The organism is Streptomyces sp. NBC_01235, from assembly GCF_035989285.1.
GTDB lineage: Bacteria > Actinomycetota > Actinomycetes > Streptomycetales > Streptomycetaceae > Streptomyces.
In genome coordinates this window covers 8199515-8222812 of the sequence record NZ_CP108513.1, presented here as the reverse complement: position 1 = coordinate 8222812, position 23298 = coordinate 8199515, and the positions used below count along the sequence as shown (strand labels likewise).

General features: G+C 71.1%; 21 protein-coding genes and 3 pseudogenes. 11 read left to right on the top strand and 13 right to left on the bottom strand.

Translation table 11 applies throughout. The features are described 5' to 3' along the window. The first annotated feature begins 337 nt into the window (after window positions 1-337). A complete protein-coding gene (locus tag OG289_RS37065) occupies window positions 338-577 on the top strand; it encodes a hypothetical protein (RefSeq protein ID WP_327318388.1) in 240 nt (79 codons plus the stop codon). On the opposite strand, the gene OG289_RS37060 is transcribed toward OG289_RS37065, so the two are convergent. Continuing rightward, window positions 555-1325: a sacsin N-terminal ATP-binding-like domain-containing protein gene (locus OG289_RS37060; protein WP_327318387.1), complete on the bottom strand. Its 771-nt coding sequence runs from the start codon at window positions 1323-1325 to the stop codon at window positions 555-557. The two genes, OG289_RS37065 and OG289_RS37060, sit on opposite strands and share 23 nt — an antisense overlap. Before the next feature lie 189 nt (window positions 1326-1514). Here OG289_RS37060 and OG289_RS37055 point away from each other — a divergent pair, with 189 nt between their 5' ends. The 4 genes from OG289_RS37055 to OG289_RS37040 all read left to right on the top strand — a co-directional run bounded on the left by OG289_RS37055 (window position 1515) and on the right by OG289_RS37040 (window position 7778). Next, window positions 1515-1931, top strand: coding sequence for a hypothetical protein (locus OG289_RS37055; RefSeq protein WP_327318386.1), 417 nt, complete (start codon window positions 1515-1517; stop codon window positions 1929-1931). Next, on the top strand, window positions 1928-2581 hold the full coding sequence (locus tag OG289_RS37050; protein WP_327318385.1) for a hypothetical protein: 654 nt from the start codon (window positions 1928-1930) through the stop codon (window positions 2579-2581). The genes OG289_RS37055 and OG289_RS37050 overlap by 4 nt, the downstream gene beginning before the upstream one ends. A gap of 2 nt (window positions 2582-2583) precedes the next feature. Next, the gene (locus tag OG289_RS37045) at window positions 2584-7305 is read left to right on the top strand and encodes a putative T7SS-secreted protein (protein ID WP_327318384.1); all 4722 of its coding nucleotides are present in this window, start codon (window positions 2584-2586) and stop codon (window positions 7303-7305) included. Between the two features lie 143 nt (window positions 7306-7448). Then, window positions 7449-7778, top strand: coding sequence for a hypothetical protein (locus tag OG289_RS37040; protein ID WP_327318383.1), 330 nt, complete (start codon window positions 7449-7451; stop codon window positions 7776-7778). Window positions 7779-8195: 417 nt separating this feature from the next. Here the strand turns inward: OG289_RS37040 and OG289_RS49820 are convergent, their stop codons facing one another. After that, window positions 8196-8438: an HNH endonuclease gene (locus OG289_RS49820; protein WP_442819007.1), complete on the bottom strand. Its 243-nt coding sequence runs from the start codon at window positions 8436-8438 to the stop codon at window positions 8196-8198. Here OG289_RS49820 and OG289_RS37035 point away from each other — a divergent pair. Next, complete coding sequence (locus tag OG289_RS37035; protein WP_327318382.1) at window positions 8432-8752, top strand: colicin D domain-containing protein; 321 nt, start codon at window positions 8432-8434, stop codon at window positions 8750-8752. The genes OG289_RS49820 and OG289_RS37035 overlap by 7 nt on opposite strands. A 397-nt stretch (window positions 8753-9149) precedes the next feature. Here OG289_RS37035 and OG289_RS37030 read toward each other — a convergent pair whose 3' ends face one another. Together OG289_RS37030 and ctaD are read right to left on the bottom strand one after the other, a co-directional pair. Then, complete coding sequence (locus OG289_RS37030; protein ID WP_327318381.1) at window positions 9150-9689, bottom strand: hypothetical protein; 540 nt, start codon at window positions 9687-9689, stop codon at window positions 9150-9152. A 1-nt stretch (window position 9690) separates the two neighbouring features. Further along, window positions 9691-11367, bottom strand: a complete 1677-nt coding sequence (gene ctaD / locus OG289_RS37025) for an aa3-type cytochrome oxidase subunit I (RefSeq protein WP_442819115.1) — start codon at window positions 11365-11367, stop codon at window positions 9691-9693. 356 nt (window positions 11368-11723) lie between these two features. Here ctaD and OG289_RS37020 point away from each other — a divergent pair, with 356 nt between their 5' ends. Further along, entirely contained in the window at window positions 11724-13382 is a 1659-nt protein-coding gene (locus tag OG289_RS37020) for a sensor histidine kinase (protein WP_327320914.1), read from the top strand. A gap of 11 nt (window positions 13383-13393) precedes the next feature. Here OG289_RS37020 and OG289_RS37015 read toward each other — a convergent pair whose 3' ends face one another. The 3 genes and pseudogenes from OG289_RS37015 to OG289_RS37005 form a co-directional block, all read right to left on the bottom strand. Continuing rightward, a complete protein-coding gene (locus OG289_RS37015; RefSeq protein WP_327318379.1) occupies window positions 13394-14119 on the bottom strand; it encodes a response regulator transcription factor in 726 nt (241 codons plus the stop codon). A gap of 187 nt (window positions 14120-14306) precedes the next feature. After that, window positions 14307-14642 carry a hypothetical protein gene (locus OG289_RS37010; RefSeq protein ID WP_327318378.1) on the bottom strand — a complete coding sequence of 112 codons (336 nt, stop codon included), beginning with the start codon at window positions 14640-14642 and terminating at the stop codon, window positions 14307-14309. Window positions 14643-14785: 143 nt separating this feature from the next. Continuing rightward, window positions 14786-14965: pseudogene (locus OG289_RS37005) on the bottom strand (hypothetical protein); the annotation flags it as partial. A gap of 479 nt (window positions 14966-15444) precedes the next feature. Between OG289_RS37005 and OG289_RS37000 the strand changes: the two are divergent. After that, the gene (locus tag OG289_RS37000) at window positions 15445-16407 is read left to right on the top strand and encodes an acyl-ACP desaturase (RefSeq protein ID WP_327320913.1); all 963 of its coding nucleotides are present in this window, start codon (window positions 15445-15447) and stop codon (window positions 16405-16407) included. A 175-nt stretch (window positions 16408-16582) separates the two neighbouring features. On the opposite strand, the gene OG289_RS36995 is transcribed toward OG289_RS37000, so the two are convergent. From OG289_RS36995 to OG289_RS36970, 6 genes and pseudogenes are all read right to left on the bottom strand, one after another. Continuing rightward, window positions 16583-17125: a hypothetical protein gene (locus OG289_RS36995; protein ID WP_327318377.1), complete on the bottom strand. Its 543-nt coding sequence runs from the start codon at window positions 17123-17125 to the stop codon at window positions 16583-16585. A 270-nt stretch (window positions 17126-17395) separates the two neighbouring features. Further along, entirely contained in the window at window positions 17396-18061 is a 666-nt protein-coding gene (locus OG289_RS36990) for a vitamin K epoxide reductase family protein (RefSeq protein ID WP_327318376.1), read from the bottom strand. Next, complete coding sequence (locus OG289_RS36985) at window positions 18058-18648, bottom strand: hypothetical protein (RefSeq protein WP_442819114.1); 591 nt, start codon at window positions 18646-18648, stop codon at window positions 18058-18060. The genes OG289_RS36990 and OG289_RS36985 overlap by 4 nt, the downstream gene beginning before the upstream one ends. A gap of 494 nt (window positions 18649-19142) precedes the next feature. Further along, window positions 19143-19498, bottom strand: a pseudogene (locus OG289_RS36980) (VOC family protein); the annotation flags it as partial. Window positions 19499-19717: 219 nt separating this feature from the next. Further along, the gene (locus OG289_RS36975) at window positions 19718-19894 is read right to left on the bottom strand and encodes a hypothetical protein (protein WP_327318375.1); all 177 of its coding nucleotides are present in this window, start codon (window positions 19892-19894) and stop codon (window positions 19718-19720) included. A 123-nt stretch (window positions 19895-20017) separates the two neighbouring features. Next, the gene (locus OG289_RS36970) at window positions 20018-20920 is read right to left on the bottom strand and encodes a helix-turn-helix transcriptional regulator (RefSeq protein WP_327318374.1); all 903 of its coding nucleotides are present in this window, start codon (window positions 20918-20920) and stop codon (window positions 20018-20020) included. Between the two features lie 261 nt (window positions 20921-21181). Between OG289_RS36970 and OG289_RS36965 the strand changes: the two genes are divergently transcribed. The 3 genes and pseudogenes from OG289_RS36965 (at window position 21182) to OG289_RS36955 (ending at window position 23238) form a co-directional block, all read left to right on the top strand. Beyond that, entirely contained in the window at window positions 21182-22033 is an 852-nt protein-coding gene (locus tag OG289_RS36965) for an aldo/keto reductase (protein ID WP_327318373.1), read from the top strand. Window positions 22034-22190: 157 nt separating this feature from the next. Next, a pseudogene (locus tag OG289_RS36960) lies at window positions 22191-22343 on the top strand (transposase); the annotation flags it as partial. A gap of 58 nt (window positions 22344-22401) precedes the next feature. Further along, the gene (locus OG289_RS36955) at window positions 22402-23238 is read left to right on the top strand and encodes an RNA methyltransferase (protein ID WP_327318372.1); all 837 of its coding nucleotides are present in this window, start codon (window positions 22402-22404) and stop codon (window positions 23236-23238) included. Window positions 23239-23298: the final 60 nt, after the last annotated feature.

Sequence of the window (23298 nt, the reverse complement as noted above, 5' to 3'; positions counted from 1 at the left end):
GACACCATGTGATGAATTCACCGACTATGCCGTTTTCGCCCCGGCGGACAAGAGGCCCGGTTCCGAAACCGTGGACGAATCCAGCCCCGGAGAGGATCGTCCGGTCCGCGGCACGTCCTTCCCCGCCGACAACTCAGCCTTCCGGACGTTCACGTGAGCGGCGTGGAACATGTGGAACCACCTCGCGCGACGGGGAAGCACCGCCCCGTCCACACCCCGATGGTCCACATGCGGCCGCATCCTCGTAACGACTCGACTACACAGCGCAATTGGCGCTGCTCGGTCGGGTCATGGAACCAGCGGAGCCACACCGCCCACCGCACAGACGAGGACGCACATGACGCCCATGCCTCACGCTCCCCACTCCCCCAAGATCCGGGAAGCCCTCGAAGCCCGCGACGCCCTCGCCACCGCCCTCACCCGGGCCGGCGTCCAGCTCCCCGCGATGGACATCCGCACCCCTTGGGCCGACGACCGCAAGGCCGAAGCCCAGTACGCGCTCGTCCACCTCGGCGTGTGCTCGGCCCCGGTCGCCCTCATGCTCGCGGACGTGATCACGAAGGGGATCGCCGGGTGACGGAGGACGCCGACGGGATCCCCACCGTCGGCGCGGCCGTCCACGACAGCGTCCGCGACCGCGTCGGACGCGTCATGGGCCACGTGGGCCCGTACATCCAGCTCCGCCCGCTCGCCGGTGGACGCGAATGGGACGCCGACCCCGACCACCTCCGCACCCTCGCGCCGGCCGAGCTGCTGAGCGCCCTCGTCGCCGAAGCCAACGCCCGCAGCAGGCAACCCAGATGACAGCACCGCTCAGCCGGCATCACTCGCCGCCCGAAGCCGTACCCGCCCCCCACCCGCCCCGTCGTGGCCGAGTCCGTACCGACCCGGGTCGCGAGTGCCGGGTCGTCCACCAGGGTGCGCACGTCCTCAGGCCTGGCGAAGCCGAAGCAGTAGCCGTCGAAGACCAGGGAGGCGGGTGAGGACTTCGAGTGGATCTCCGGCCAGTCCGTCAGTTGCAGCACGCTGCGGAAACCGAGGCCCTTGTTACCGATCCCCTCGCCCGCCGCCTTGCTCGACAGGGCCAGCTCGGTGATGGCGCGGAAGTTCTCTTCGGCGAACGCCGTCCCCTCGTTGGCGACGTAGAGGACGCCGCCGCTCTCCTGGGAGACCGCCAGGACGGCGATCCTTCCCGGGCCGGCGTCTCCGAGTGCGTCGTGGCCGTTCTGGACGAGCTCGAGGATCGTGCGGCCCTCGTACTCCTGGGCGGTGTCCTCGCTGACGGACTTCAGGCTTTCGGCGAATCGCCATTGCTCGGCCTCCACCAGCTTCAGCGTCTGCCCCTCGGTGGCATCGGACAGCTCGAACCTGCACCGCGAGGACGGGCGCCGCCCACGTCGGTCTCGTCCGTGGGCGACATGCAGGGCTTGGATGAGCCTCCAGGAGAACCACCGGCACCTCCGCGCACGTCCTGATCTACAGTGCGACCCGTCACCGAGGACGAGGGAGGGGCCGTGGAGCAGGCGAGGACAGCGCTGGCCGAGCGGATCACCGAGCAGAGAGCGGGTGTTGGTGACCCTCGTGCTCTGGTCGGCGAGATGCGGCGCTCAATCCTGCTGGTGCCGACGGCCCGTGGGGGTCTGTGGTCGGTGCGTTCGGGCGGGGTGCGGTGGATCTGCGGGTTCACCGACGAGGCCGCGCTGGCCCGGTTCGCGCTGCGCCACGGGCCCGGTGATCGGCCCATGGACTACGCGGCGCTGCTGGGCGCGCGCATCGTCGACGAGATCGTCCCCACCCTGGGCGAGCCCGCCGGTCTCGCCGTCGACATCGCCACCGAGGACGGGTCGATGTTCTTCCCGCCGGTCGCGGGCATCGTGCCGGAGGCTGTCGCCGTCGACGCCGGTGCGGCGGGAGAGGGGAAGCGGTCATGAGCGGAGACGGACCGGACCTGCGGCTCGACAAGGCATCCGTAGCCAAGTTCACCCAGGGTGTGGGTGCGACCATCGACCAGCTCGGCGAACTCGGCGGCGCCACCGGTTCGGTGATGGGAAAGGGCTTCTCGGGGCTGGCGATGACCGGGATGGAGGCCGGGCACCACGGCCTCTCGGTCGACTTCGAGGACTTCTGCGAGCGCTGGGAATGGGGCGTACGCGCCCTGGTGAGCGACGCCAGCGCGCTCGCGAACCGGCTCGGCCTGGCGGCGGGTACGCAGTGGGAGCACGACCAGTACATCGCGGGCGCGCTGAAGGTGGGCGTCAACTCCGTGATGGGCGGGAACCCGCACGCGAGCGAGGAGGAGATCGCCAAGCAGGACTGGGGCGACGTCTTCACGCCGGACGCCCTGGACCCGGACTGGAGTGCCGAGTCGTGGGACAAGGCCGGTCAGGACATGGAGCAGACCTGGAAGGACACCGGTCGCACCGTTCTCACCGAGGGTGACGGCGGTCGGCGGTCGGAGCTGCTCAACGACGCTCTCGGCATCTCCGACGACCAGTGGAACCAGGCGCTGGACGACACCTTCGGCCCGTCGCCGGAGGAACGCGCCCGGCAGGAACAGCAGGGTGATTCCGGGGGGAACTGACAGTGGGCATCGGCGACTTCATCAGTGACATCACGCCCGACTCGGTCGAGGACGCGGTCGAGGGCGGCGTCGAATGGGTGGGCAACCGGGTCGAGGACGCCGGGAACTGGACCGCAGACCGGCTGGAGGACGTCGGCTGGGAGTCCGGTGCGGACTGGGTGCGCGAGCAGTCCCGTTCGGTCGCCAACCGGCTGGGCGCCGAGGTCGACGAGATGGACCTCGGACAGACCGAGGACAAGACCAAGCTGATCTACGGCAGCCCGAGCGAGATCACCTCCACCGCCACGAAGCTCCGCGCCTTCCAGTCTGCCTTCGACAGCGCCGGCGACGGTCTCAAGGGCCTCGACTCCTCCCGCCTCAAGGGCGAGACGGCCGAGGCGCTGCGCACCGCGGTGGGCACCCAGCCGCCCAAGTGGTTCACCGGTGCCGATGCCTGCGAGAAGGCGGCCGCCGCGCTGGAGGCGTTCGCCGGCACGGTCACCTGGGCGCAGGGACAGGCGCAGACGGCGATCGACAAGTGGAAGGAGGGCGTCAAGGCCTCCGAGGACGCCGCCGACGCCCACCGCAAGAAGGTCGACGACTACAACGGCGCCGTCGACCGCTACAACGCCCAGCCCGCCGACAAGCGCGACCCGGCCTCGCTCCCGCCCAGGCCCGCGGCGACGTTCGACGACCCCGGCAAGAAGCTGATGCAGGATGCGCAGGACCTGCTGGCCGAGGCCCGCAAGCAGCGCAACTCGGCGGCGGAGACCGCGCGCTCCGCGGTCCGCGCCGCCCGCGACCTGGCTCCGCAGAAGCCGTCCTACGCCGAGCAGTTGGGCGACGGGATGCAGGAGCTGCAGCTCATGGGCGACCACGTAGGCGGCGGCCTCATCAAGGGCACCGCGGGGATTCTCAACTTCGTCCGCAGCGTCAACCCCATGGACCCGTACAACATCACGCACCCGGCCGAGTACGCCACGTCCCTCAACAGCCTGGCCGCCGGTCTGGTGGTCGCCGCCAACGACCCGGTCGGCACCGGCAAGCAGATGATCGGCGACTTCATGAAGGACCCGGCCGAGGGCTTCGGCCGGCTGCTTCCCGACGTCGCGCTGACCGTCGCCACCGGTGGCGGCGGCGCGGCGGTGAAGGGCGTGCGCATCGCCGAGGACGCCGCCGACGCCGCGCGGCTGCGCCGGCTGCTCGACGACGCCCCGGAGGGGACCCACCGCCGTCCGGACGGCGAGCGCGTCACCGACGGCACCGACCCGGTCGACCTCGCCTCGGGCCGGATGTTCCTGCCCCAGACCGACCTCGAACTCCCCGGCATCCTGCCGCTGGTCTTCGCCCGCCGCACCGAGTCCGGAACGGCGACCGGCCGCTTCCTCGGGCCCGCCTGGACGTCCACCGTCGACGAGCGCCTGCAGATCGACGCCATCGGCGTCGTCCACGTCACCGCCGACGGGCTCCTGATCCCGTATCCACATCCGGTCCCCGGCCTGCCCACCCGGCCGCGTTCGGGCCGCTCCCGCACGCTCCTCGCCCGGGACACCGACGGCGACTTCACGGTCACCGACCCCGACACCGGTCTGACCCGCCACTTCACCGCCCCGCCAGGCACCGAGCCGGGCGGCGACGGCACGGCCTGGCTGTCCGCGATCGCCGAACGCAACGGCCACACCATCACCGTCGACCGCGCCGAGGACGGCCTGCCGCTGGCCCTCGCCCACTCGGCGGGCCACCGGGCGCGGCTGTCCGTCGCCGACGGCCTGGTCACCGGCCTGTTCCTGGCCGGCGCGGGCGAGCACGGCGCGGACCTGCCCCTGATCAGCTACGGCTATCAGGACGGCGACCTCACCGAGGTCACCAAGCCGTCAGGCGCCACCACCACGTTCGTCTACGACGACCGCCGCCGCGTCATCGCCTGGATCGACTCCAACGGAAGCCGCTACGACTACGTCTACGACGACCGCGACCGCGTCGTCGCGGAGGGCGGCGAGGCCGGCCACGTCCAGATCACCCTGGCCTACACCGAACCCGACGCCGAGACCGGCCACCGGACGACGGTCCTGACCACCCCGGACGGCGGGGCCACCCGGCACCTGATCGGCCCCGGCTGCCACGTCCTGGCCACCACCGACCCCCTCGGCCACACCACCAGGTTCGCCTACGACCCGGGCGGCAACCTCCTGACCCGCACGGACCCGCTGGGCCGCACCACCGCGTTCTCCTACGACGAGGAGGGCCGGCTTGTCACGGTCACCCGTCCCGACGGCACCGAACTCCGTGTCGTACGCGGCCCGTTCGGCCTGTCCACGGAACGTCACGACCCGGACGGCGCCCGGTGGCTCCAGGAGTTCGACGAGCGGGGAAACCGCACGGCGGTCACCGATCCGGCCGGCCGCACCACCCGCTACACCTACGACGGGTCCGGTCTCCTGACGTCCGTCGCCGATGCTCTGGGGGCCGCCACCGTCGTGCGCTGCGACGAGGCCGGCCGCCCGGTGGAGGTGACCGACCCGGCCGGCGGCACCACCCGCCTGAAACGCGACGCCCTCGGCCGTGCGGTCCGCATCACCGACGCGGTGGGCGCCGTCACCCGCCTTCAGTGGCACGCCGACGGGCAGCTCGCCCGGCGCACGGGCCCCGACGGCGCCACCGAGTCATGGACCTACGACGGCGAGGGCAACTGCCTCACCCACACCGACGCGGCGGGCGGGGTGTCCCGCTTCGAGTACACCCACTTCGACCTCCTCGCCGCCCGCACCCTGCCCGACGGCGCACGGTACGAGTTCGAGCACGACGCCGGCCTGCGGCTCAACCGGGTCACCGACCCTCAGGGGCTTGTCTGGACGTACGGGTACGACCGGGCCGGCCGGCTCGTCTCCGAGACCGACTTCGACGGCCGCACCGTCACCTACGGCCTCGACGCCGCCGGTCAGCTCATCACCCGGACCGATCACCTCGGCGGCGTGGCCGCGTACGCGTACGACGAGCTCGGCCGGGTGCTGCGCAAGGAGGTCGCGGGCCGGGTCACCGTCCACGCCTACGACCGCGCCGGACGCCTGGTCCAGGCGTCGGGTCCGGACAGCGAACTGGTGCGCCGCTACGACCGGTGCGGCCGGCTCAAGACCGAACTCGTCGACGGCCGCGCCCTCGACCACGCCTACGACGCCGTCGGCCGCCGGATCCGTCGCACCACCCCCACCGGACTGGTCACGAGCTACGCCTACGACGCCGCGGGCCGCCCCACCCGGGTGACGTCCGGAGGCCACGCCATCACCTTCGCGCACGACGCGGCCGGACGCGAAGTGGTTCGCGTCTTCGCCGACATCGTCACCCAGACCTCCGCCTGGGACGAGGCCGGCCGGCTGTCCGCCCAGCACCTCGCCGCCGGTTCCCGCACCCTCAACGAGCGCACGTACGCCTACCGCGCCGACGGCCGTCTCACCGCGACGTCCGACCGGGTGTCGGGTGCGCGCACCTTCGACCTCGACCCGGTCGGCCGGGTCACCGCCGTCCACGCGCACGGCTGGAGCGAGCGGTACGCCTACGACGCGAGCGGCAACCAGACCTCGGCCGCCTGGCCCGACTCACACCCCGGCCACGAGGCCACCGGCCCCCGCGCCTACACCGGTACCACCGTCACGCGTGCGGGTGGCATCCGCTTCGAGCACGACGCCCTCGGCCGCGTCACCCTGCGCCAGAAGACCCGGCTCTCCCGCAAACCGGACACCTGGCGCTACACATGGGACGCCGAGGACCGCCTCACTTCCGTCGTCACTCCCGACGGCACCCGCTGGCGCTACCGCTACGACCCCCTGGGCCGGCGCACCGCCAAGCAGCGCCTGGCGGCGGACGGCGAGACCGTGACAGAGGAGATCCGTTTCACCTGGGACGGCCTGACCCTCTGCGAACAGACCACCGTCTCCAGCGATCTGCCCCGTCCGGTGGCGCTCACCTGGGAGCACCGCGGTCTCGTGCCCCTCGCGCAGACCGAACGCATCCTCACCCCGGACGCCCGTCAGGAGGAGATCGACCGGCGCTTCTTCGCCGTGGCCACCGACCTGATCGGCACCCCCACCGAACTGATCGACGAGTCCGGCGACATCGCCTGGCGCACCCGCACCACGCTCTGGGGAACCACCGCCTGGTCCCGCTCCAGCACGGCCTACACCCCGCTTCGCTTCCCCGGCCAGTACTACGACCCGGAGACCGGCCTCCACTACAACCTCTTCCGTCACTACGACCCGGAGACCGGCCGGTACACCTCCCCGGACCCGCTGGGACTCTCCCCGGCGCCGAACCCGGTCGCCTACGTGACCAACCCGCACGCCCTCTGCGACCCCTTCGGCCTGTCGCCGTACAAGAACGGTGACGACCCGACGATCGGCGAGTACACCTCCAAGGGCGAGGGGCAGGATCTCAAACGCTCCGCCATGGTGGGGGACGACCAGTGGCACTTCAACACCGGCCACGGCTACGACCGAGCCCACACCGGACCGGGCGGAACCACGAACGATCTACGCACCACCAACCTGAAGCCCGACCAGATCGAACAGGCGATCGTCTCCGACGTGTACGGATACATGAGGGACGGCGGGGCCGTTCCCCGCCCCGGAACCCCCGGCTTCTCCGGCCCGCTCGACGGGTCGGTGACGATAGACGGGCACGACGTCGGCTACCGGGTCATCCAACGACCCGACGGCGCCTACCAACTGTCCACGTACTGGCTCAACCCATAGCGACCGGTCGCCGAGCCCTCCCCGAGCCCGGCACCACACCGGCTTCCCGGAGGGCACGGGACCGACTGCTGTCGACTGTTAGGGTCTGGGCGCCCGTACCCCGTGTCCAGCCCCGGCGAGAAATCCTCCAGGAGAAGCGAGAGATGCCCGATCCGACCCCCGCGGCCAGGAGCCTCAGCCAGGCGATCGACGGCGCGGACAGCCGTCAGGTCAACGAAGCGGCCCGTGAGTTCGTCGAGAAGCTCACCTTCGCAACGGCCGACGAGATCCTCGCCATGCTCCGGGACGTCCTCGCCGAGGACTGGATGGCCCTGCCGCCCTGGGCCCGGAACCTGGCCTACCGTCTGGCCTGCCTGCAACGCCCCGACGACCCGCAACTGCTCCGCGAAGCAGCCGCAGACCTGCTGTGCTTCGGCCCCGACTGGGACACGTTCGCCGAGGACCTCAAGAGGCGTGCGGCGGAGCTGGGGTAGGGCCTGGTTTCCGTGGAACGCCTTGCCGGACGGCTGTCGGAGGCGCATCCGGTGACACTGGTGTCCACCAGACACACCGCCGCCAGGTGCCGAGTTCCGGGCGGCCGACGCCGCTGCCAGACGTCGACATCGCGTGGCGCTCACGGACCCCCCATCGGGCACTACGTCCTGAGCCCGAGGCCGCAGCGCATGCACCCCGCTCCGCGCTCCGCTTCCCGGTCAGTTCTGCGACCCCGAGACGGTCCCGATTTCCGTCTACGCAGACTGACCAACGCTCTTGAGCAAGGGCGGCTGTTCAGCACCGTAGCCCCAAGATCACGTGGGAAGCGTGAGCGCGCGTGAGGTGGGCCGCCGGGCGAGGTGACAGCGAAGCTGTTCCTTTTCCCAGCGGCCTCCTCCCGAACCCGTCGTGCGGCGTTAACCGCAACGGGCTCTCCAGTGACTGCCGTGAACTGCGGCTTTGCGGCCGTCGTGGATGCCTTCGTGGCAGGGCGGGCAGACCATGAGGGTTTTGCGCCGTTTCCTGGCCATGAGGACGGCCCAGTCGGGCTGCGTCTGTCCGAGCCGGTCGAGGTCGGCGAGTCGGCGGATCTGGTGGACCTGGATCTTTGCGGTCTGTCCGCACAGTTCGCAGAGCCCTGCCAGCAGCCGCCTTGTCAACTCGCTTCGCCGAGGCCGGCGTTGGGCAGGGTCGCGGTCGGTCAGGACCGCGGCCTCGTGCCGTTGGAGACAATCCCGGCAATCTGAACAAGGCCAACCTGCAACGGTTCCAAGAGGCCATGCGTGAGCACATGACAGCAGACGGAACGAAGATCTACCGGTTCGACTACAGAAGTCAGGGACCGGCGGTCGAGTTCATCGATCCGACATCACAGAAAATGGTCATGCTGCACGCCGATGGTAGCTTCTGGTCGGCCTGGAAACTGGGTGACAAACAGTTCCAGGGAATCATCGACAAAGGGTTTCTGTGGTGACCGAACCAGAACACGGAAAGTCATCGGGCCCGAGGAACGTGCTCGATACCGACGGCAGCTTCACCGCGTCCTGGCTGCGGGAGAAAGCGGTGGCCCCGGTGCCCGTGGGCGCGCAGATCGACGCGGCGCTGGCCCGCTGGATCACGGCCGGCTGCCGTGCCGTCGGAGCCTCGCACATCCTCGCCACGAGCCTCGCCGGCACCCCCGGTGCGACATCCCGGCTTCCCGCCGACGCGGACTGCACGGGCATCCGCCCGCCCTTCCTGCTGCGCACACCCGACACGCAAGGAGCAGTCCTCTTTCCGGAAGAGGGCTACGCACTGATCGCGGGAACCGCCGCTTTCATGGCCGGGGCCGTCAGCGAGGGCACCGACGCAGCACGCGCACGCTTCGGCCGTTATCGGCCCGCAGTGGTGCGGCGGGTCGTGCGGGTGTGCGTGACCGCGATGGCGAGGGTCAGGCCGACGATCGCGGCGGGAGCGGTGGCGGCCATGAGCCAGTCCGCGCCGTCTTCGGGTCCGGCGGTCACCAGGAGGGCCGCCGCGGTCACGGCGGCGGCCAGTCCGCAGGCGAGGAGGGCGGCGAAGGCGTGCCGGGAGCGGCCGTGTTCGGGCGTGCGGGGGTCCAGCGCCGCCCAGTGACGGGCGATCTCCCGCACCTCCTGGCGGTGCTGCGCGGCGGCACGGATCCGCAGCGCGGCCGCGGCGGTCACACCCGTCACCGCCATGACGCAGGCCGCCTGCCACACCACGCCGGCGAAGAGCACCACGGCGACGACCGCGGTCGTGCTCCAGCCGGTCAGGCAGGCCGCCGCCGCGGTACGGCGGGAGACCGGCCGGTCGGCCCCCGCGCGCAGGTCGGCGAGGGCGGGGACGTACCAGACGCAGCCGGCGGCGGTCACCAGCGCCGCGCCCAGTGCCAGGACGGCGTGGGACACCTCAGCTCACCGCCTCGGCCGCGACGATCTCGGGGTGGTGGAGGTCGAAGGCCGGAGACTCGGACCGGATCCGCGGCAGCTTGGTGAAGTTGTGCCTCGGGGGCGGGCAGGAGGTCGCCCACTCCAGCGAACGGCCGTAGCCCCACGGGTCGTCGACCTCGACCGGCGTGGCGTACTTGGCGGTCTTCCAGACGTTGTAGAAGAACGGCAGGATCGACAGGCCCAGCAGGAACGACCCGATCGTGGACAGGGTGTTGAGAGCGGTGAAGCCGTCGGCGGCCAGGTAGTCGGCGTACCGGCGGGGCATGCCCTCGGCACCCAGCCAGTGCTGGACGAGGAAGGTCAGGTGGAAGCCCGCCGTGAGCGTCCAGAACGTGATCTTGCCGAGGCGCTCGTCGAGCATCTTGCCGGTGAACTTGGGCCACCAGAAGTGGAAGCCGGCGAACATCGCGTACACGACCGTGCCGAAGACCGTGTAGTGGAAGTGCGCGACGACGAAGTACGAGTCGGAGAGGTGGAAGTCCATCGGCGGCGAGGCCAGGATCACGCCCGTGAGGCCACCGAAGACGAAGGTGATCAGGAAGCCCGTGGTCCACAGCATCGGCGTCTCGAAGCTGAGCGAGCCCTTCCACATGGTGCCGATCCAGTTGAAGAACTTCACGCCCGTCGGCACCGCGATCAGGAACGTCATGAAGGAGAAGAACGGCAGGAGGACACCGCCGGTGACGTACATGTGGTGCGCCCATACGGTCACCGACAGGCCCGCGATCGCGATCGTCGCGCCTATCAGGCCCATGTAGCCGAACATCGGCTTCCGGGAGAAGACAGGGATCACCTCGGAGACGATCCCGAAGAACGGCAGCGCCAGGATGTACACCTCCGGATGACCGAAGAACCAGAACAGGTGCTGCCACAGCAACGCGCCGCCGTTGGCCGCGTCGAAGACATGGCTGCCGAACTTGCGGTCGCACTCCAGGGCGAACAGGGCCGCCGCGAGGACCGGGAACACGATCAGGATCAGCACCGCGGTCAGCAGCACGTTCCACACGAAGATCGGCATCCGGAACATGGTCATGCCGGGTGCGCGCATGCAGACGATCGTGGTGATGAAGTTGACCGCACCCGCGATCGAGCCGAAGCCCGACAGGGCCACGCCCATGATCCACAGGTCGGCGCCGAGGCCCGGCGAGTGGACGGCGTCGGACAGCGGGGCATACAGGAACCAGCCGAAGTCGGCGGCGCCGCCCGGGGTGAGGAAGCCGAACGCGGCGATCGACGAGCCGAACAGGAAGAGCCAGTAGGCGAGCATGTTCAGTCGCGGGAAGGCCACGTCCGGGGCGCCGATCTGCAGCGGCATGATCCAGTTGGCGAAGCCGGTGAACAGCGGCATCGCGAACATCAGCAGCATGATCGAGCCGTGCATCGTGAACGCCTGGTTGAACTGCTCGTTCGACATGATCTGCAGACCGGGCCGGGCGAGCTCCGCGCGCATCAGCAGAGCCATCACCCCGCCGACCATGAAGAACACGAACGCGGTGACCAGGTACATCGTCCCGATCTTCTTGTGGTCGGTGGTCGTCAGCCAGTCCGTCCACGACGATCCGCCCGCCGCGTGCTCCGCCGGTCCGGACGCCTGGTCGGCCACGGCGACCGCGGCGTGCGGCCGCTCGGTCCCCATCTGCTGTATCTGTGCCTCGTCCACCGGACGGCTTCCTCCCCATCAGCTCATGTGCTCGACGAGCCGGGAAGTGCCGTGGTGCGCATGTTGACCTGGCTCTTCCCTGTCGCCGCCTCATGATCGGCGGTGGGGTACCGGGTCCGGATAGGGCCGAAGGGCCCTCCCGAAGACCCGTTTGCAGGGTCCAACGTCCCCTCTTCGTCCTCTCGTCGCGCCGCTGAGCGTCCGGGCGCGCATCCCCCCGTACGGCGGTCGTACGCTGCTGAGCACCGACCGGTCCAGGAGCGCCAGCAATGCCCGAATCACCACCCCCGACCGCGGCGTCGTCACCGCTTCGGCTCGACGTGCCGGACCGGATGCACAGCCTCCTCGACGCCGTCACGAACCTGGGCCGGGGCCTCGAACTCCCCCAGGTGCTGCGCGGCATCGTGGAGGCGGCGATCACCCTCACCGACGCCGAATACGGCGCTCTCGGCGTGATCGGCGACGGTCAGCGGCTGTCGCAGTTCCTGCCGGTGGGCATCGCCGACGAGCTCGCGGCCCGGATCGGCCAGGCCCCCTGTGGGCGCGGCATCCTCGGCGAGCTGATCCACAACCCGGTCCCCTTGCGCCTCACGGACCTGACGCGGCACCCGAACAGTTACGGCTTTCCCGAGCACCATCCGCCGATGCGTACGTTCCTGGGGGTGCCCGTCCGCGTACGGGACGAGGTGTTCGGCAACCTGTACCTGACCGAGAAGCGGGGAGGGGCGGGATTCGACGCCGACGACGAGGCGGTCCTGTCCACCCTGGCCAACGCGGCCGGAGTCGCCATCGACCACGCCCGCATGTACCACGACAGCCGCCGCCGGGAACGCTGGCTCGAAGCGCTCAGCGAGATCACCCGCAGCCTGCTCGCCGGAACAGAGGCACGCGAGGTGCTGCGGCTGATCGCCCGGCGAGCGAGCGAGGTGGCCGACGCCGATCTGGCCGCCGTACTGCTCCCGGCCGGCAGCGACGGTGCCCGGCTCGCGGTGGAGGTGGCGTACGGCCACGACGCCATGGGGGTGCCCCCGCTCGAGCGAAGCCGAGAGTGGGGGAACGTCGAGGGAGCGGTCCTCCCCACGCAGGAGTCACTGGCCGGCCTTGCCGCCCGCACCACCGAACCCGCGACCACCGCGGACATCGACGGCGACCCCCGGGCACATCCGCTCGGCGGCACGGGCGGCGCGGACGCGTACGGTCCCACCGTGGCCGTTCCGCTGCCCCTGGACGCCTCGGCCTGCGGCGCCCTGCGCCTGAGCCGGCGCGCGGGCCGCCCCGCCTTCGACGACACCGAGGTGGCCCTGGTCTCCCGGTTCGCCGACCAGGCCGCGATCGCCCTGGAACTCGCCCGGCGCCGCGCCGAGTCCGAGGAACTGGCCGTCCTGCACGAACGCGACCGCATCGCCCGCGACCTGCACGACCTGGCGATCCAGCGGCTCTTCGCCACCGGCATGACCCTGCAGAGCGCCACCCGCATGATCGAGCGCCGCGACGCGGCCGAACGGGTCTCCCGGGCGGTGCAGGACCTGGACACCACCGTCCAGATCATCCGCTCCACCATCTTCGAGCTGCGCTCGGCCGGGGACGACCGCGGCGGGCCGGGACTGCGCCGCCGCCTGGCCGAGACCGCCCGGCTGGCCGCCCAGTCGCTCGGCTTCAGCCCCGTCCTTCGGATCGACGGACCGGTGGACTCCACCGTCCCCGCCGACGTGGCCGAACACGTTCTGGCGGTGACCGCCGAAGCCCTCAGCAATACCGCCCGGCATGCCCGCGCCCGCCGGGCGGACGTCGTCCTGACCGTGCCGCCGGCCGGGGACGTCCTCACCCTCACGGTGACGGACGACGGGGTGGGCACGGGCGACGCCCGGCCCACCGGCGGACTCGCCAACCTGCGCTCCCGCGCCGAGCAGTACGACGGGACGCTGACCGTCGAGTCCCCGGCAGCGGGCGGCACCCGGCTCGTGTGGCAGGTGCCGCTGACCGCCGACTGACCGGCGTCGGTCTACCGCCCGGAGCCCTGCTGCTCCCGCAGCCGCTCGGCGAGCATCGCCGCCTGGATGCGGCGGCCCACCCCCAGCTTGGCCAGGATGGACGAAACCCGGTTCTTGATCGTCTTCTCCGCGAGGAACAGCCGCTCGGCGATCTGGCGGTTCGTCAGGCCCTCTCCGATCAGCTCCAGGATCTCCTGCTCGCGCGGCGACAGCCGCTCCAACTCCGGTGAGACGGACGGGGCTTCGGGCTCCGGCCGGGGGTCGCGCAGCCGCGCCATCACCCGCGCGGCCGTCCGGGGATCCAGCATGGACTCGCCACCCGCCACCGTACGGATGGCGGCCACCAGGTCGGAGCCGTCGATCCGCTTGAGCACATAGCCGGCGGCGCCCGCCATGATGGCGTCGAACAGCGCCTCGTCATCGTCGAACGACGTCAGCATCAGACAGGCCAGCTCGGGCATCCGGGCCCGCAGTTCCCGGCACACCTCGACCCCCGCGTGGTCCCCGCTCTCGCCCTCACCGAGCCGCACATCCAGCACCGCGACATGCGGGCGGACCGCGGGCACCCGGGCGAGCGCCTCCCGGGCACTCGCCGCCTCCCCGGCCACCACGATGTCCGGCTCGGCTTCCAGCAGGTCGCGCACGCCTCGGCGTACCACCTCGTGGTCGTCCAGGATGAACACCCGCAGAGGTGAGGCGGGCGAGGGGACGGGGCCGGTGCGCGTGCGTGCTTCCACGGAAGCCAGCCTACGAGCCGCGCGGCCCGGACTGTCGACCTGGCCGCCTGCTCCGTGCCGGGCGTCCTGCGGGTGGTGACGTTCATCCGGTTCCGGACATCGACCGTGGACACCGGCGCGATGAGCTGCGCCGGCTCCCGCCCCACGAAATGGCGGCCGCCTCGTCGTACACGGCGCCGGGAACCCCTCAGGACAGACGGGTGACCGCCTCGGACAGCGCGAGCGCGGCGCGCTCCCTGGCAGGAGCCCCCGGCCTCCGGCACTCCGGCGGCCTGCGCAGGCACGGCAGTCGGGGACGGCGGCGGCGCCGGGGAGTGCCGCTGCGGACGCAGCCGCATCGCGTCCTGCCGCGCGTGGGGCGCGTGGCGCTCGTCGTACTCGTCGTACTCGTCGTACTCGTCAATTCCGGTGGTGTCCGAGACCGGTTCTCCCCCTGGAGCATCACCCGCATCACCCGCATCACCCGCATCACCCGCATCGCCCGCATCGCCCGCATCGCCTTCCCGTCCCCGGCGGTCGTCATCGGGGCTCCTTCAGCGACGTCCTCACGCACACGCCGCACGCGCCGCCGCTCTCACAGCCGACGGACGCGGCCCCGCGCCCCGCCCCGGCCTTGCGGAGGCCGGCCCCGGCCCGGGCAACGGTTCCGTTCCCGGCCGTGCCCCCGCCTCGGCGCGCGTAGTACCAGGCCATGTTGGAGGCGAGCCCGGCCAGCAGAACCCAGACGATCCCCACCCATCCGCCCCGGACGAAGGACACCACCGCGGCGACCGCGGCCAGGGCGCAGACGCAGCCGGCGTACACGGAAAGACGAGGCGGACAGGGCGGACGAGGCATGGCGGGCATCTCCTGTCGAAGCATGGGTGCGGCTCCTGTCGAAGCATGGGTGCGGCTCCTGGCGGCCGGACCTGAACGCGCCTTCCCCGTCGCCCGCGCGCAGGCCGGACGATGACGCGCGGCGGACGCGGACGGCAGGGCCGACCGACCACCGCGACGGCGACAGCGCCGAAGGCGCAACCGGAAGGCGCGCCAGTTTCGCACCGCCGCCCCGCCGCCGTCCGGCCCCGGCCGGCAGAGCCGTTCGGCCCTGTCGCGCCCGCCCTGCCTGGTGGTTTCCTGGCGCAGCGGCCGGGTGCATCTCCCCTCTGCGGACTCCTGATCCCCCGGACGGGAGTGGGGCCGGAGCACCCGGCACGCGCCGACCTCCCCACGCACCTACGCGCCAGTAGGGCCGAACGGCCCCTGCGGAGCCATCGCGCGGCCTCATAACTTACGGAACCGTAGGTTCAGTCTCCGCAGCGAAGGGCCGGTTTCCCGTGGCCACCATCCCCCCGTCCCGTTCCACCCGACGCACCACGTGGACGGACACCCAGCTCCTCCACGCGCTGGAGGAGGTGGTCGAGCGCGAGCTCAACCGCCACCTGAGCGTGTTCAAGGAGTGGATGCCCCACGAGTACGTCCCGTGGAGCCGAGGACGGGACTTCGACGGGGTCCTGGGCGGTGAGCCCTGGGCGCCGGAGCAGTCTCCGCTGACCGGGGTGGGCAAGGTCGCGATGGTGGTGAACCTGCTCACCGAGGACAACCTGCCGAGCTACCACCACGAGATCGCCACCCTGTTCGGGCGCGACGGCGCGTGGGGCACCTGGGTGCACCGCTGGACCGCGGAGGAGGCCCGGCACTCCATGGTCATGCGGGACTACCTGCTGGCATCCCGTGCGGTGGACCCCGCGGCACTGGAGCGGGCCCGCATGACCCACATGTCCGCCGGATTCGTCTCCGACAACCGGCACTCGCCGCTCCACACCGTGGCGTACGTCGCCTTCCAGGAACTGGCCACCCGCATCTCGCACCGCAACACCGGGCGCAGCTCGGGCGATCCGGTCTGCGACCGCCTGCTGGCGCGCATCGCCACCGACGAGAACCTTCACATGGTCTTCTACCGCAACCTGCTCAAGGCCGCCCTGGAGATCGCCCCCGACCAGGCGTTGCGCGCCGTCGCCGACGTGGTGAGCGGCTTCAGGATGCCCGGCCACGGCCTGCCGGGCTTCGAGCGCGCCGCCGTCGAGATCGCTCTCGGCGGCGTCTACAACCTGCGCGTCCACCACGACGACGTCCTCCAGCCGGTGCTGCGCCACCTCAAGGTCCTGCACCTGACCGGCCTCGGGCCCGAGGGGCTCAAGGCCCAGCAGGAGCTGGGCGAGTTCCTCGGCTCACTGGACACGCAGGCGACCCGGTTCGACGAGCGCAGGACCGCCGTCCTGGCGCGGCGCGCGGCCGCGAAGCGCTGAGCGCGGCGCATCCGACACCGGCCGGGCGGTGCGTCCGACGCCGGCCGGGCGGCGCGTCCGACGCCGGCCGGGCGGCGCGTCCGACGCCGGCCGGGCGGCGCGTCCGACGCCGGCCGGGCGGCGCGTCCGACGCCGGCCGGGCGGTGCGTCCGACGCCGGCCGGGCGGTGCGTCCGTCACCGGCCGGGCGGTGCGGCGGCACGGGCCAGGCGGCGCGGCGGCACGGACCGGGCGGCGCATCCGTCACCGGCCAGGCGGCGCAGCTGCACGGGCCAGGCGGCGCAGCCGCACGGACCGGGCGGCGCATCCGACACCGGCCAGGCGGCGCATCCGTCACCGGCCAGGCGGCGCAGCTGCACGGGCCAGGCGGCGCAGCCGCACGGACCGGGCGGCGCATCCGACACCGGCCAGGCGGCGCATCCGTCACCGGCCAGGCGGCGCAGCTGCACGGGCCAGGCGGCGCAGCCGCACGGACCGGGCGGCGCATCCGACACCGGCCAGGCGGCGCATCCGTCACCGGCCAGGCGGCGCAGCTGCACGGGCCAGGCGGCGCAGCCGCACGGACCGGGCGGCGCATCCGACACCGGCCAGGCGGCGCATCCGTCACCGGCCAGGCGGCGCAGCTGCACGGGCCAGGCGGCGCAGCCGCACGGACCGGGCGGCGCATCCGACACCGGCCAGGCGGCGCATCCGTCACCGGCCAGGCGGCGCAGCTGCACGGGCCAGGCGGCGCAGCTGCACGGACCGGGCGGTGCGGCCGCACGGACCGGGCGGTGCGGCCGCACGAGCCCGGGCGGTGCGGCCGCACGGGCCGCAAGTCGGCGGGCAAACCGGCCCGGCATGTATGCCGCCGCCCACACGTTCCCGCGTCAGCGTCGTCACCCGGCCGGCGAACGGGTGACGACCGGGTGGCGTGCTCCCGCCGCGATCGCACGAACCTCCGCGCCCCCACGGCCCGACCAGCGCGGGCCGTGCGGGCGACCTCGGGCTCAGAGCAAGGTCTGCCAGTAGTCCCAGAAACGGGTGGCGATCAGCATCACGATGCTCAAGTACCAGGTGACCGGCACCGCCCAGTGGAACTCCAGCACCCCGGCCACCAGGGCGCGGGGCGCGCGGATGATCCCGTGCCGCAGGTTGTGCACGGTGACGTACCAGAACATCGCGATGGTGGCCGCCCATGCCAGGCAGCACCACAGGCACAGCGCGCCGATCTCGTACAGCGCCTGCGTCATCAGCCACATGCAGAAGCCCGCGCCGAACAGCGTGCCGACGTTCAGCCCGAGCCAGAACCAGCGGCGGAAGCGGGCCCCGGACAGCAAAGCCATGCCGATCGCGACGACCACCGGGTACGCGAGCAGACCGAGCAGCGGGTTGGGGAAGCCGAACACGGACGCCTGGTCGCTCTTCATGACGTTCGCACACGACAGGATCGGGCTGAGGTTGCACGAGGGCGAGAAGTCCGGGTCCTCAAGGAGGCGGAACTTGTCGATGGTGATGACGAAGGAGGCGAGGACGCCAAGAGCGCCGGACACGATCAGCAGCCAGGCGAAAGCGCGCCCGGCCCCGGTCGCGCCCACCGACGTGATCTCCCGCCCAACTCCGTCCTGCCGAGTCTTGGTGGTGAGTGGGGCTTCGTTCGTGGTGGTGCTGGTCATCGGGGTTGTTCCGCCTTGCTCGTGTTCGGGGTGGGCCGCGGGACCGGCGTCGTGGATACGTCGCCGCCGCCGTGCGGAGCACGGCCGTTGACCGGCTCCGGTATGCCGGGCAGGTCCTCGCGGGCGGCCCCCTCCGGCCACACGACCTCGACCGGAACGCCGTGGGCGCGGGCGTACGCCACCAGATGCGCGGTGACGTCACGGCCGTTGGACGGCGAGCCGTCCCACACGGCCACCACCTGCCGACATCCCGCGACCATCCGCTCGTCCTCGCCGACACACGCGTCCCGGTCCGCCGGGTCGTACGCCAGCAGACGCACCTGTCGGGCGAGAACCAGCAGCTCACCGGTCGCCACCCGGTCACGCTGCGGCAGCAACGCGGGCACCATCCCCTGCGTGGGAATCACCACGACGAGTTCCCGCCCCGCCGCCCGCACCGCCCGCCCGAACGCCACCGGCACCCCGGCCCCCGCGCGCACCACCCCCGGTGCCCGCTCGGCCAGGCGCTCAAGCACCGCCCGCAGCTCGGCCTCCACCAGCTTCAGCGTCCGCGGAGTGAGGTCGGTGTGCCCGACCGCCACGATCATCTCTCCGCTCACCTCCCCGTCCTCCGGTGCTCTCGCTCTGCCGTTCGTCCTCGCACTGCACGGCCCCGCCCGTCTCGCCCATGAGCGGGACCGCTAGACCGTGCCCACAGGCGGGATCCAAGCGCCACGGCACGGGCGGGACCGCGGGATCAGTGAAGTCAGTACGTCCCACCGGCAACAAGGGCCGAACGGCCCTGCCGAAGAATGTTCGACGCGCTTTCCATGGAGCCCGTCAGACCTGCCGGCCGCCCCAACCCGGGCCCCTGGCCCCGTGCGGCGGACAGGTGCCGTCCGTCGTGCGTGAAAGGGCCCATCGATACACACCAGCCACGCCACCCCACCGTGGCCCGGGGTGGCAACCGCGGCACCCCGCAGCAGCTCCGCCACCGCGTCCTCCTCCAACGATCACCACTCGGCGCCGGCACCGATGACGGGACAGAGCCGAACGTCTCGCCCTTCCCGCGGACGGTCGTTTCGTCCTCCGCGAGCGAATTTTCGATGGCGGCCGGGGTGACGGGGGTGAAGAAGTTGACGAGGTCGCCGTCGGGGTCGCGGAACAGGAGTGAGCGGTTGCCCCAGGGCATCGTGGTGGGCTCGTTGACGAAATCCCCCACGAAGTCGGTCAGGTTCTTGTGCGCGCTGTCCACGTCGTCGACAAGGAATTCAAAGATGACGCTGCGGTTGTCGGCCGGGTGTGCGAAACCGGGCGCGAACAGAGGGACCGTACGGTGCTGCCCATCGCGAGGGTGGCCGACGTGGACCTGAGCTCGGCGAAATCCTCGTTGGACCAGCCGGCAGGTACTCCGGTGACACGCTCGTGGCAGTCGACAAGGCGGGCGACCTTCGTCGTCGAACGCCCGGATGACGCTCCGCGGCCTCGTCGAAAGCCTCGTCGAAGGCCTCGCCGAACGGCTCACGCACGCTGCCCGGCGAAACACGCCTCACGTATGACGGATCCGCGAGCCCCTCCCCCGCACCGGTCACCCCGAGGCCCTCGACACGGGAAGGCATCCGTGAATGGGTCTTCCAGCTGCACAAGTGAGCCGCAGCAGGCGCCGGTGCGGTCGGCTCAGCGTGGGCGGCCGGTTCCGGTGAGGCGGACGTGTTCGGGGCGGCTGTCCAGGCCGGTGGCGCTGCTGCCGTCGAAGGAGAAGCCGAACTTGGTGGCGATGACGACGTCCTCGCCCACCGGTGCCAGGGCCTTGCCGACGAGTTCTTCGCTGGTGAACGGCCCGTTCCACCGCACGAACCCCGACCCCGACCCCGACCCTGGCCCTGGCCCTGGCCCTGGCCCTGGCCCTGGCCCTGGCCCTGGCCCTGGCCCTGGCCCTGGCCCTGGGAGATTCTGCCGGCCCCCCTCGGCAGCCCCCTACGTACCCAGCGGGCGGTCTGACCCCTCCTGGACCTGGTGCGCGGAGATCTCCGGCGCGGTCATGTCGAGCAGGAGCATGGCGTCGTGGTCGGGGCTTCCGGGTTCGGCACTGTAGACGCCGAGACGCTGGCCGGGGGTGCCTTCGAGGTGCATGCTCTGGCCGGTCAGGGTGAGGATGCCGACCTGGGGGTGGTGGAAGGTCTTCTGGATCTTCTTGCGTCCGATGACCTCGTAGCGCTCCCACAGCTTGGCGAAGTCGGGACTCTTGAGCAGAAGCTCTCCCACGAGGCTGGTGAGGTCGGGTGCGTCCGGGTTGGTGCCGGCTTCGGCACGCAGACGGGCGACGCAGCCGCGGACCTGGGTGTCCCAGTCGGGGAACAACTCGCGGGCAGTGCAGTGGAGAAAGAGGTAGCGGGCGAGGTTGCGCTGCTTGACGGGCCAGTCGGCGATGCCGGCGTACAGGGCCAGGCCCCCGGGGTTCCAGGCGAGCAGGTCCATGCTGCGGCTGACGATGTAGGCGGGGTTCGGCCGCATCGTCTCCAGCAGCAGCTTCAGGTGCGGGCGGACCGTCCGGCTGGGCGGCGGCGGTTCGGGAGCGTAGTGGGCGGCCCGGGCAGCCAGCTCGCGCAGGTGGTGGTGTTCGTCGTCGTCGAGGTTCAGGGCGCGGGCCAAGGCGTCGACGACGCCGGGACTGGGCCGGGTTTCCTTGCCGCGCTCCAGGCGGGTGTAGTAGTCGATGCTGACCCCGGCAAGCGTGGCCAGTTCCTCGCGGCGCAGGCCGGGAGTGCGGCGTACGCCCGGCCCGGGGGTGAGGCCGGCGCTCTCGGGGCTGGTCTGGGTACGGCGGGCGCGCAGGAAGCGCGCCAGTTCGTCGCCGCCGGTGTGCTGCTCGGGTGCCATGGAGCCAGTGTCGCAACGCTGCCGCCAGGGCGGTATCCGCGTGGGGGCCCTGTCATACCCCCGCTGGTCACCCCCTGGCAGAACCCGGCCTGCCTATGTGGTGCGTGGGGCGGCACGGTGGATGACGTCACCACTTCCGCCCCGTCAAGCAGGAGCACCGCCGACCAGACCCCGGACGCCTACCGGGCCATGGCCGACCGCCGCGTCCTCAAGGCCCTCATCACTCTCTGACCCTCACCAGTACGACAAGGAGGAATCCCCATGCAGACCGTCATCCTCAACAACGGTGTCGAGATGCTGATCCTCGGCTTCGGCGTCTACCAGATCCCCGCCGAGGACACCGAACGCGCCGTCTCCGACGCGCTGGCCGCCGGCTACCGTCTGCTGGACACCGCCGCCGCCTACAACAACGAGGAAGCCGTCGGCGGCGCCATCAAGTCCAGCGGCGTCGCTCGCGAGGACCTGTTCGTCACCACCAAGTTGTGGGTGCAGGACGCCCCGGCCGAGGAGAACACGAAGCGCGCCTTCGAGACGTCACTGAACAAGTTGGGCCTGGACCACCTCGACCTGTACCTGATGCACCAGCCCTTCGGCGACGTCTACGGCCAGTGGCGCGCCATGGAAGCCCTCAACCGCGAGGGCCTCGCCAAGGCGATCGGTGTCGCCAATTTCTACCCCGACCGGCTGATCGATCTGATCGCCAACAACGAGATCGTGCCCGCGGTCAACCAGATCGAGACCCATCCGTTCTTCCAGCGCGCCGACTACCAGGACCTCATGCGCCGGCACGGCGTGCAGATCCAGTCCTGGGGCGGCTTCGCCGAAGGCAAGAACGACCTGTTCACGAACCCCGTACTGGCCGGGATCGGCAAGGAGCACGGCAAGTCGGTCGCGCAGGTCGTGCTGCGCTGGCTGACCCAGCGCGGCGTCATCACCATTCCCAAGTCGGTCCGTCCGGAGCGCATGGCGGAGAACATCGACGTCTTCGACTTCGAGCTGACGGACGAACAGATGGCGTCCATCGCCACCCTGGACACCGGCGCCTCCCTGTTCTTCGACCACCAGGACCCGGAGATGGTCAGCTGGCTCAGCAAGCGGCGCCTGACCGACTGACCGGCAGGCGGCACCGCACCGGTCGCGGGTGCCTCGGTCTTCCGTGCAACCGGGCGGCCAAGGCACCCGAGCGCGGGGCCTCTCCTGTGCCGTCCCGATGGCGGCACCCTTCTCATGGAGCAGGGCTTCGCCATGTCCCAGAAACAGAACATCACCGCTGGGCACTTACAGGTGGGTCGTTGAGCGGACCTTCGCCTGGCTCCCCGGCTTGCGCCGCCTGCGTATCCGCTGGGAACGCCGATCCGACGTCCACGAAGCGTTCATCGAACTGGCGTCCTATCTCATCGCCCACCGACAACTCAGCTCACTGTGTCAGCCGTTAGTAGGCTGGCATCACATCATCAGTACTGGCTTGCCTTGGAGAACACTTGCCACCGCTCCAGCGAATCACCTCACGCAACGCCCGCTTTCAGCAGTGGGAGTCGCTGCTGACCAACCGGAACAAGCGAACGCGAGCGCGCGAGTTCCTGGTGCAGGGTGTTCGTCCGATATCGATGGCAGTCCGGTACGGCTGGACCGTCAAGGCGCTGCTGTACGACGGCAAGCGGACCTTGTCGCAGTGGGCGGAGGACCTGTTACGGTCCGTCGACGCCGAGCGGGTCGCCATGGCGCCGGACATGCTGGCGGACCTCGGGGAGAAGAGCGAGAGCGCACCGGAACTCGTCGCCATCATTGAGATGCCGGCCGACGACCTCGGTCGGTTAACGCCCGGCGACGACTTCCTGGGCGTCCTGTTCGACCGGCCGACCAGTCCTGGGAACATCGGCAGCATCATCCGGTCTGCGGACGCCTTCGGGGCGCACGGGCTCATCGTGTCGGGACACGCCGCCGACGTGTACGACCCCAAGTCCGTGCGGGCGAGCACGGGTTCCCTGTTCGCCGTACCGGCCGTACGCGTTCCCTCGCCCGGCGACGTGATGGCCTGGATCGACGCGCGGCGGGCCATGGGGCAGCCGATCGTCCTGGTGGGCACCGATGAGAAGGGGGACTGCGACGTCTTCGACTTCGACTTCACCCAGCCGGTGCTGCTGCTGATCGGCAACGAGACGTCCGGGCTGAGCAGCACCTGGCGGGACCTGTGTGACCACACGGTCAGCGTTCCGATGACCGGCTCGGCGAGTTCGCTGAACGCCGCGAATGCCGCAACCGCTGTGCTGTACGAGGCTTCCCGTCAGCGGACCGCTGCGAGGAAGCACTCGGCCTGACGGCTCTTGGGTCAACACCCGGGGCGTACGCCCGACCGAACCGGACCCGGAAGAGTCGGG

Excerpts from the sequence above, each read along its gene's own strand:
- OG289_RS37065 (WP_327318388.1), top strand. The coding sequence starts at position 338 with ATGACGCCCATGCCTCACGCTCCCCACTCCCCCAAGATCCGGGAAGCC.
- OG289_RS37050 (WP_327318385.1), top strand. The coding sequence starts at position 1,928 with ATGAGCGGAGACGGACCGGACCTGCGGCTCGACAAGGCATCCGTAGCC.
- OG289_RS37040 (WP_327318383.1), top strand. The coding sequence starts at position 7,449 with ATGCCCGATCCGACCCCCGCGGCCAGGAGCCTCAGCCAGGCGATCGAC.
- ctaD (WP_442819115.1), bottom strand. The coding sequence starts at position 11,367 with ATGGGGACCGAGCGGCCGCACGCCGCGGTCGCCGTGGCCGACCAGGCG.
- OG289_RS37020 (WP_327320914.1), top strand. The coding sequence starts at position 11,724 with ATGCACAGCCTCCTCGACGCCGTCACGAACCTGGGCCGGGGCCTCGAA.
- OG289_RS37010 (WP_327318378.1), bottom strand. The coding sequence starts at position 14,642 with ATGACGACCGCCGGGGACGGGAAGGCGATGCGGGCGATGCGGGCGATG.
- OG289_RS36990 (WP_327318376.1), bottom strand. The coding sequence starts at position 18,061 with ATGACCAGCACCACCACGAACGAAGCCCCACTCACCACCAAGACTCGG.
- OG289_RS36985 (WP_442819114.1), bottom strand. The coding sequence starts at position 18,648 with ATGATCGTGGCGGTCGGGCACACCGACCTCACTCCGCGGACGCTGAAG.
- OG289_RS36970 (WP_327318374.1), bottom strand. The coding sequence starts at position 20,920 with ATGGCACCCGAGCAGCACACCGGCGGCGACGAACTGGCGCGCTTCCTG.
- OG289_RS36965 (WP_327318373.1), top strand. The coding sequence starts at position 21,182 with ATGCAGACCGTCATCCTCAACAACGGTGTCGAGATGCTGATCCTCGGC.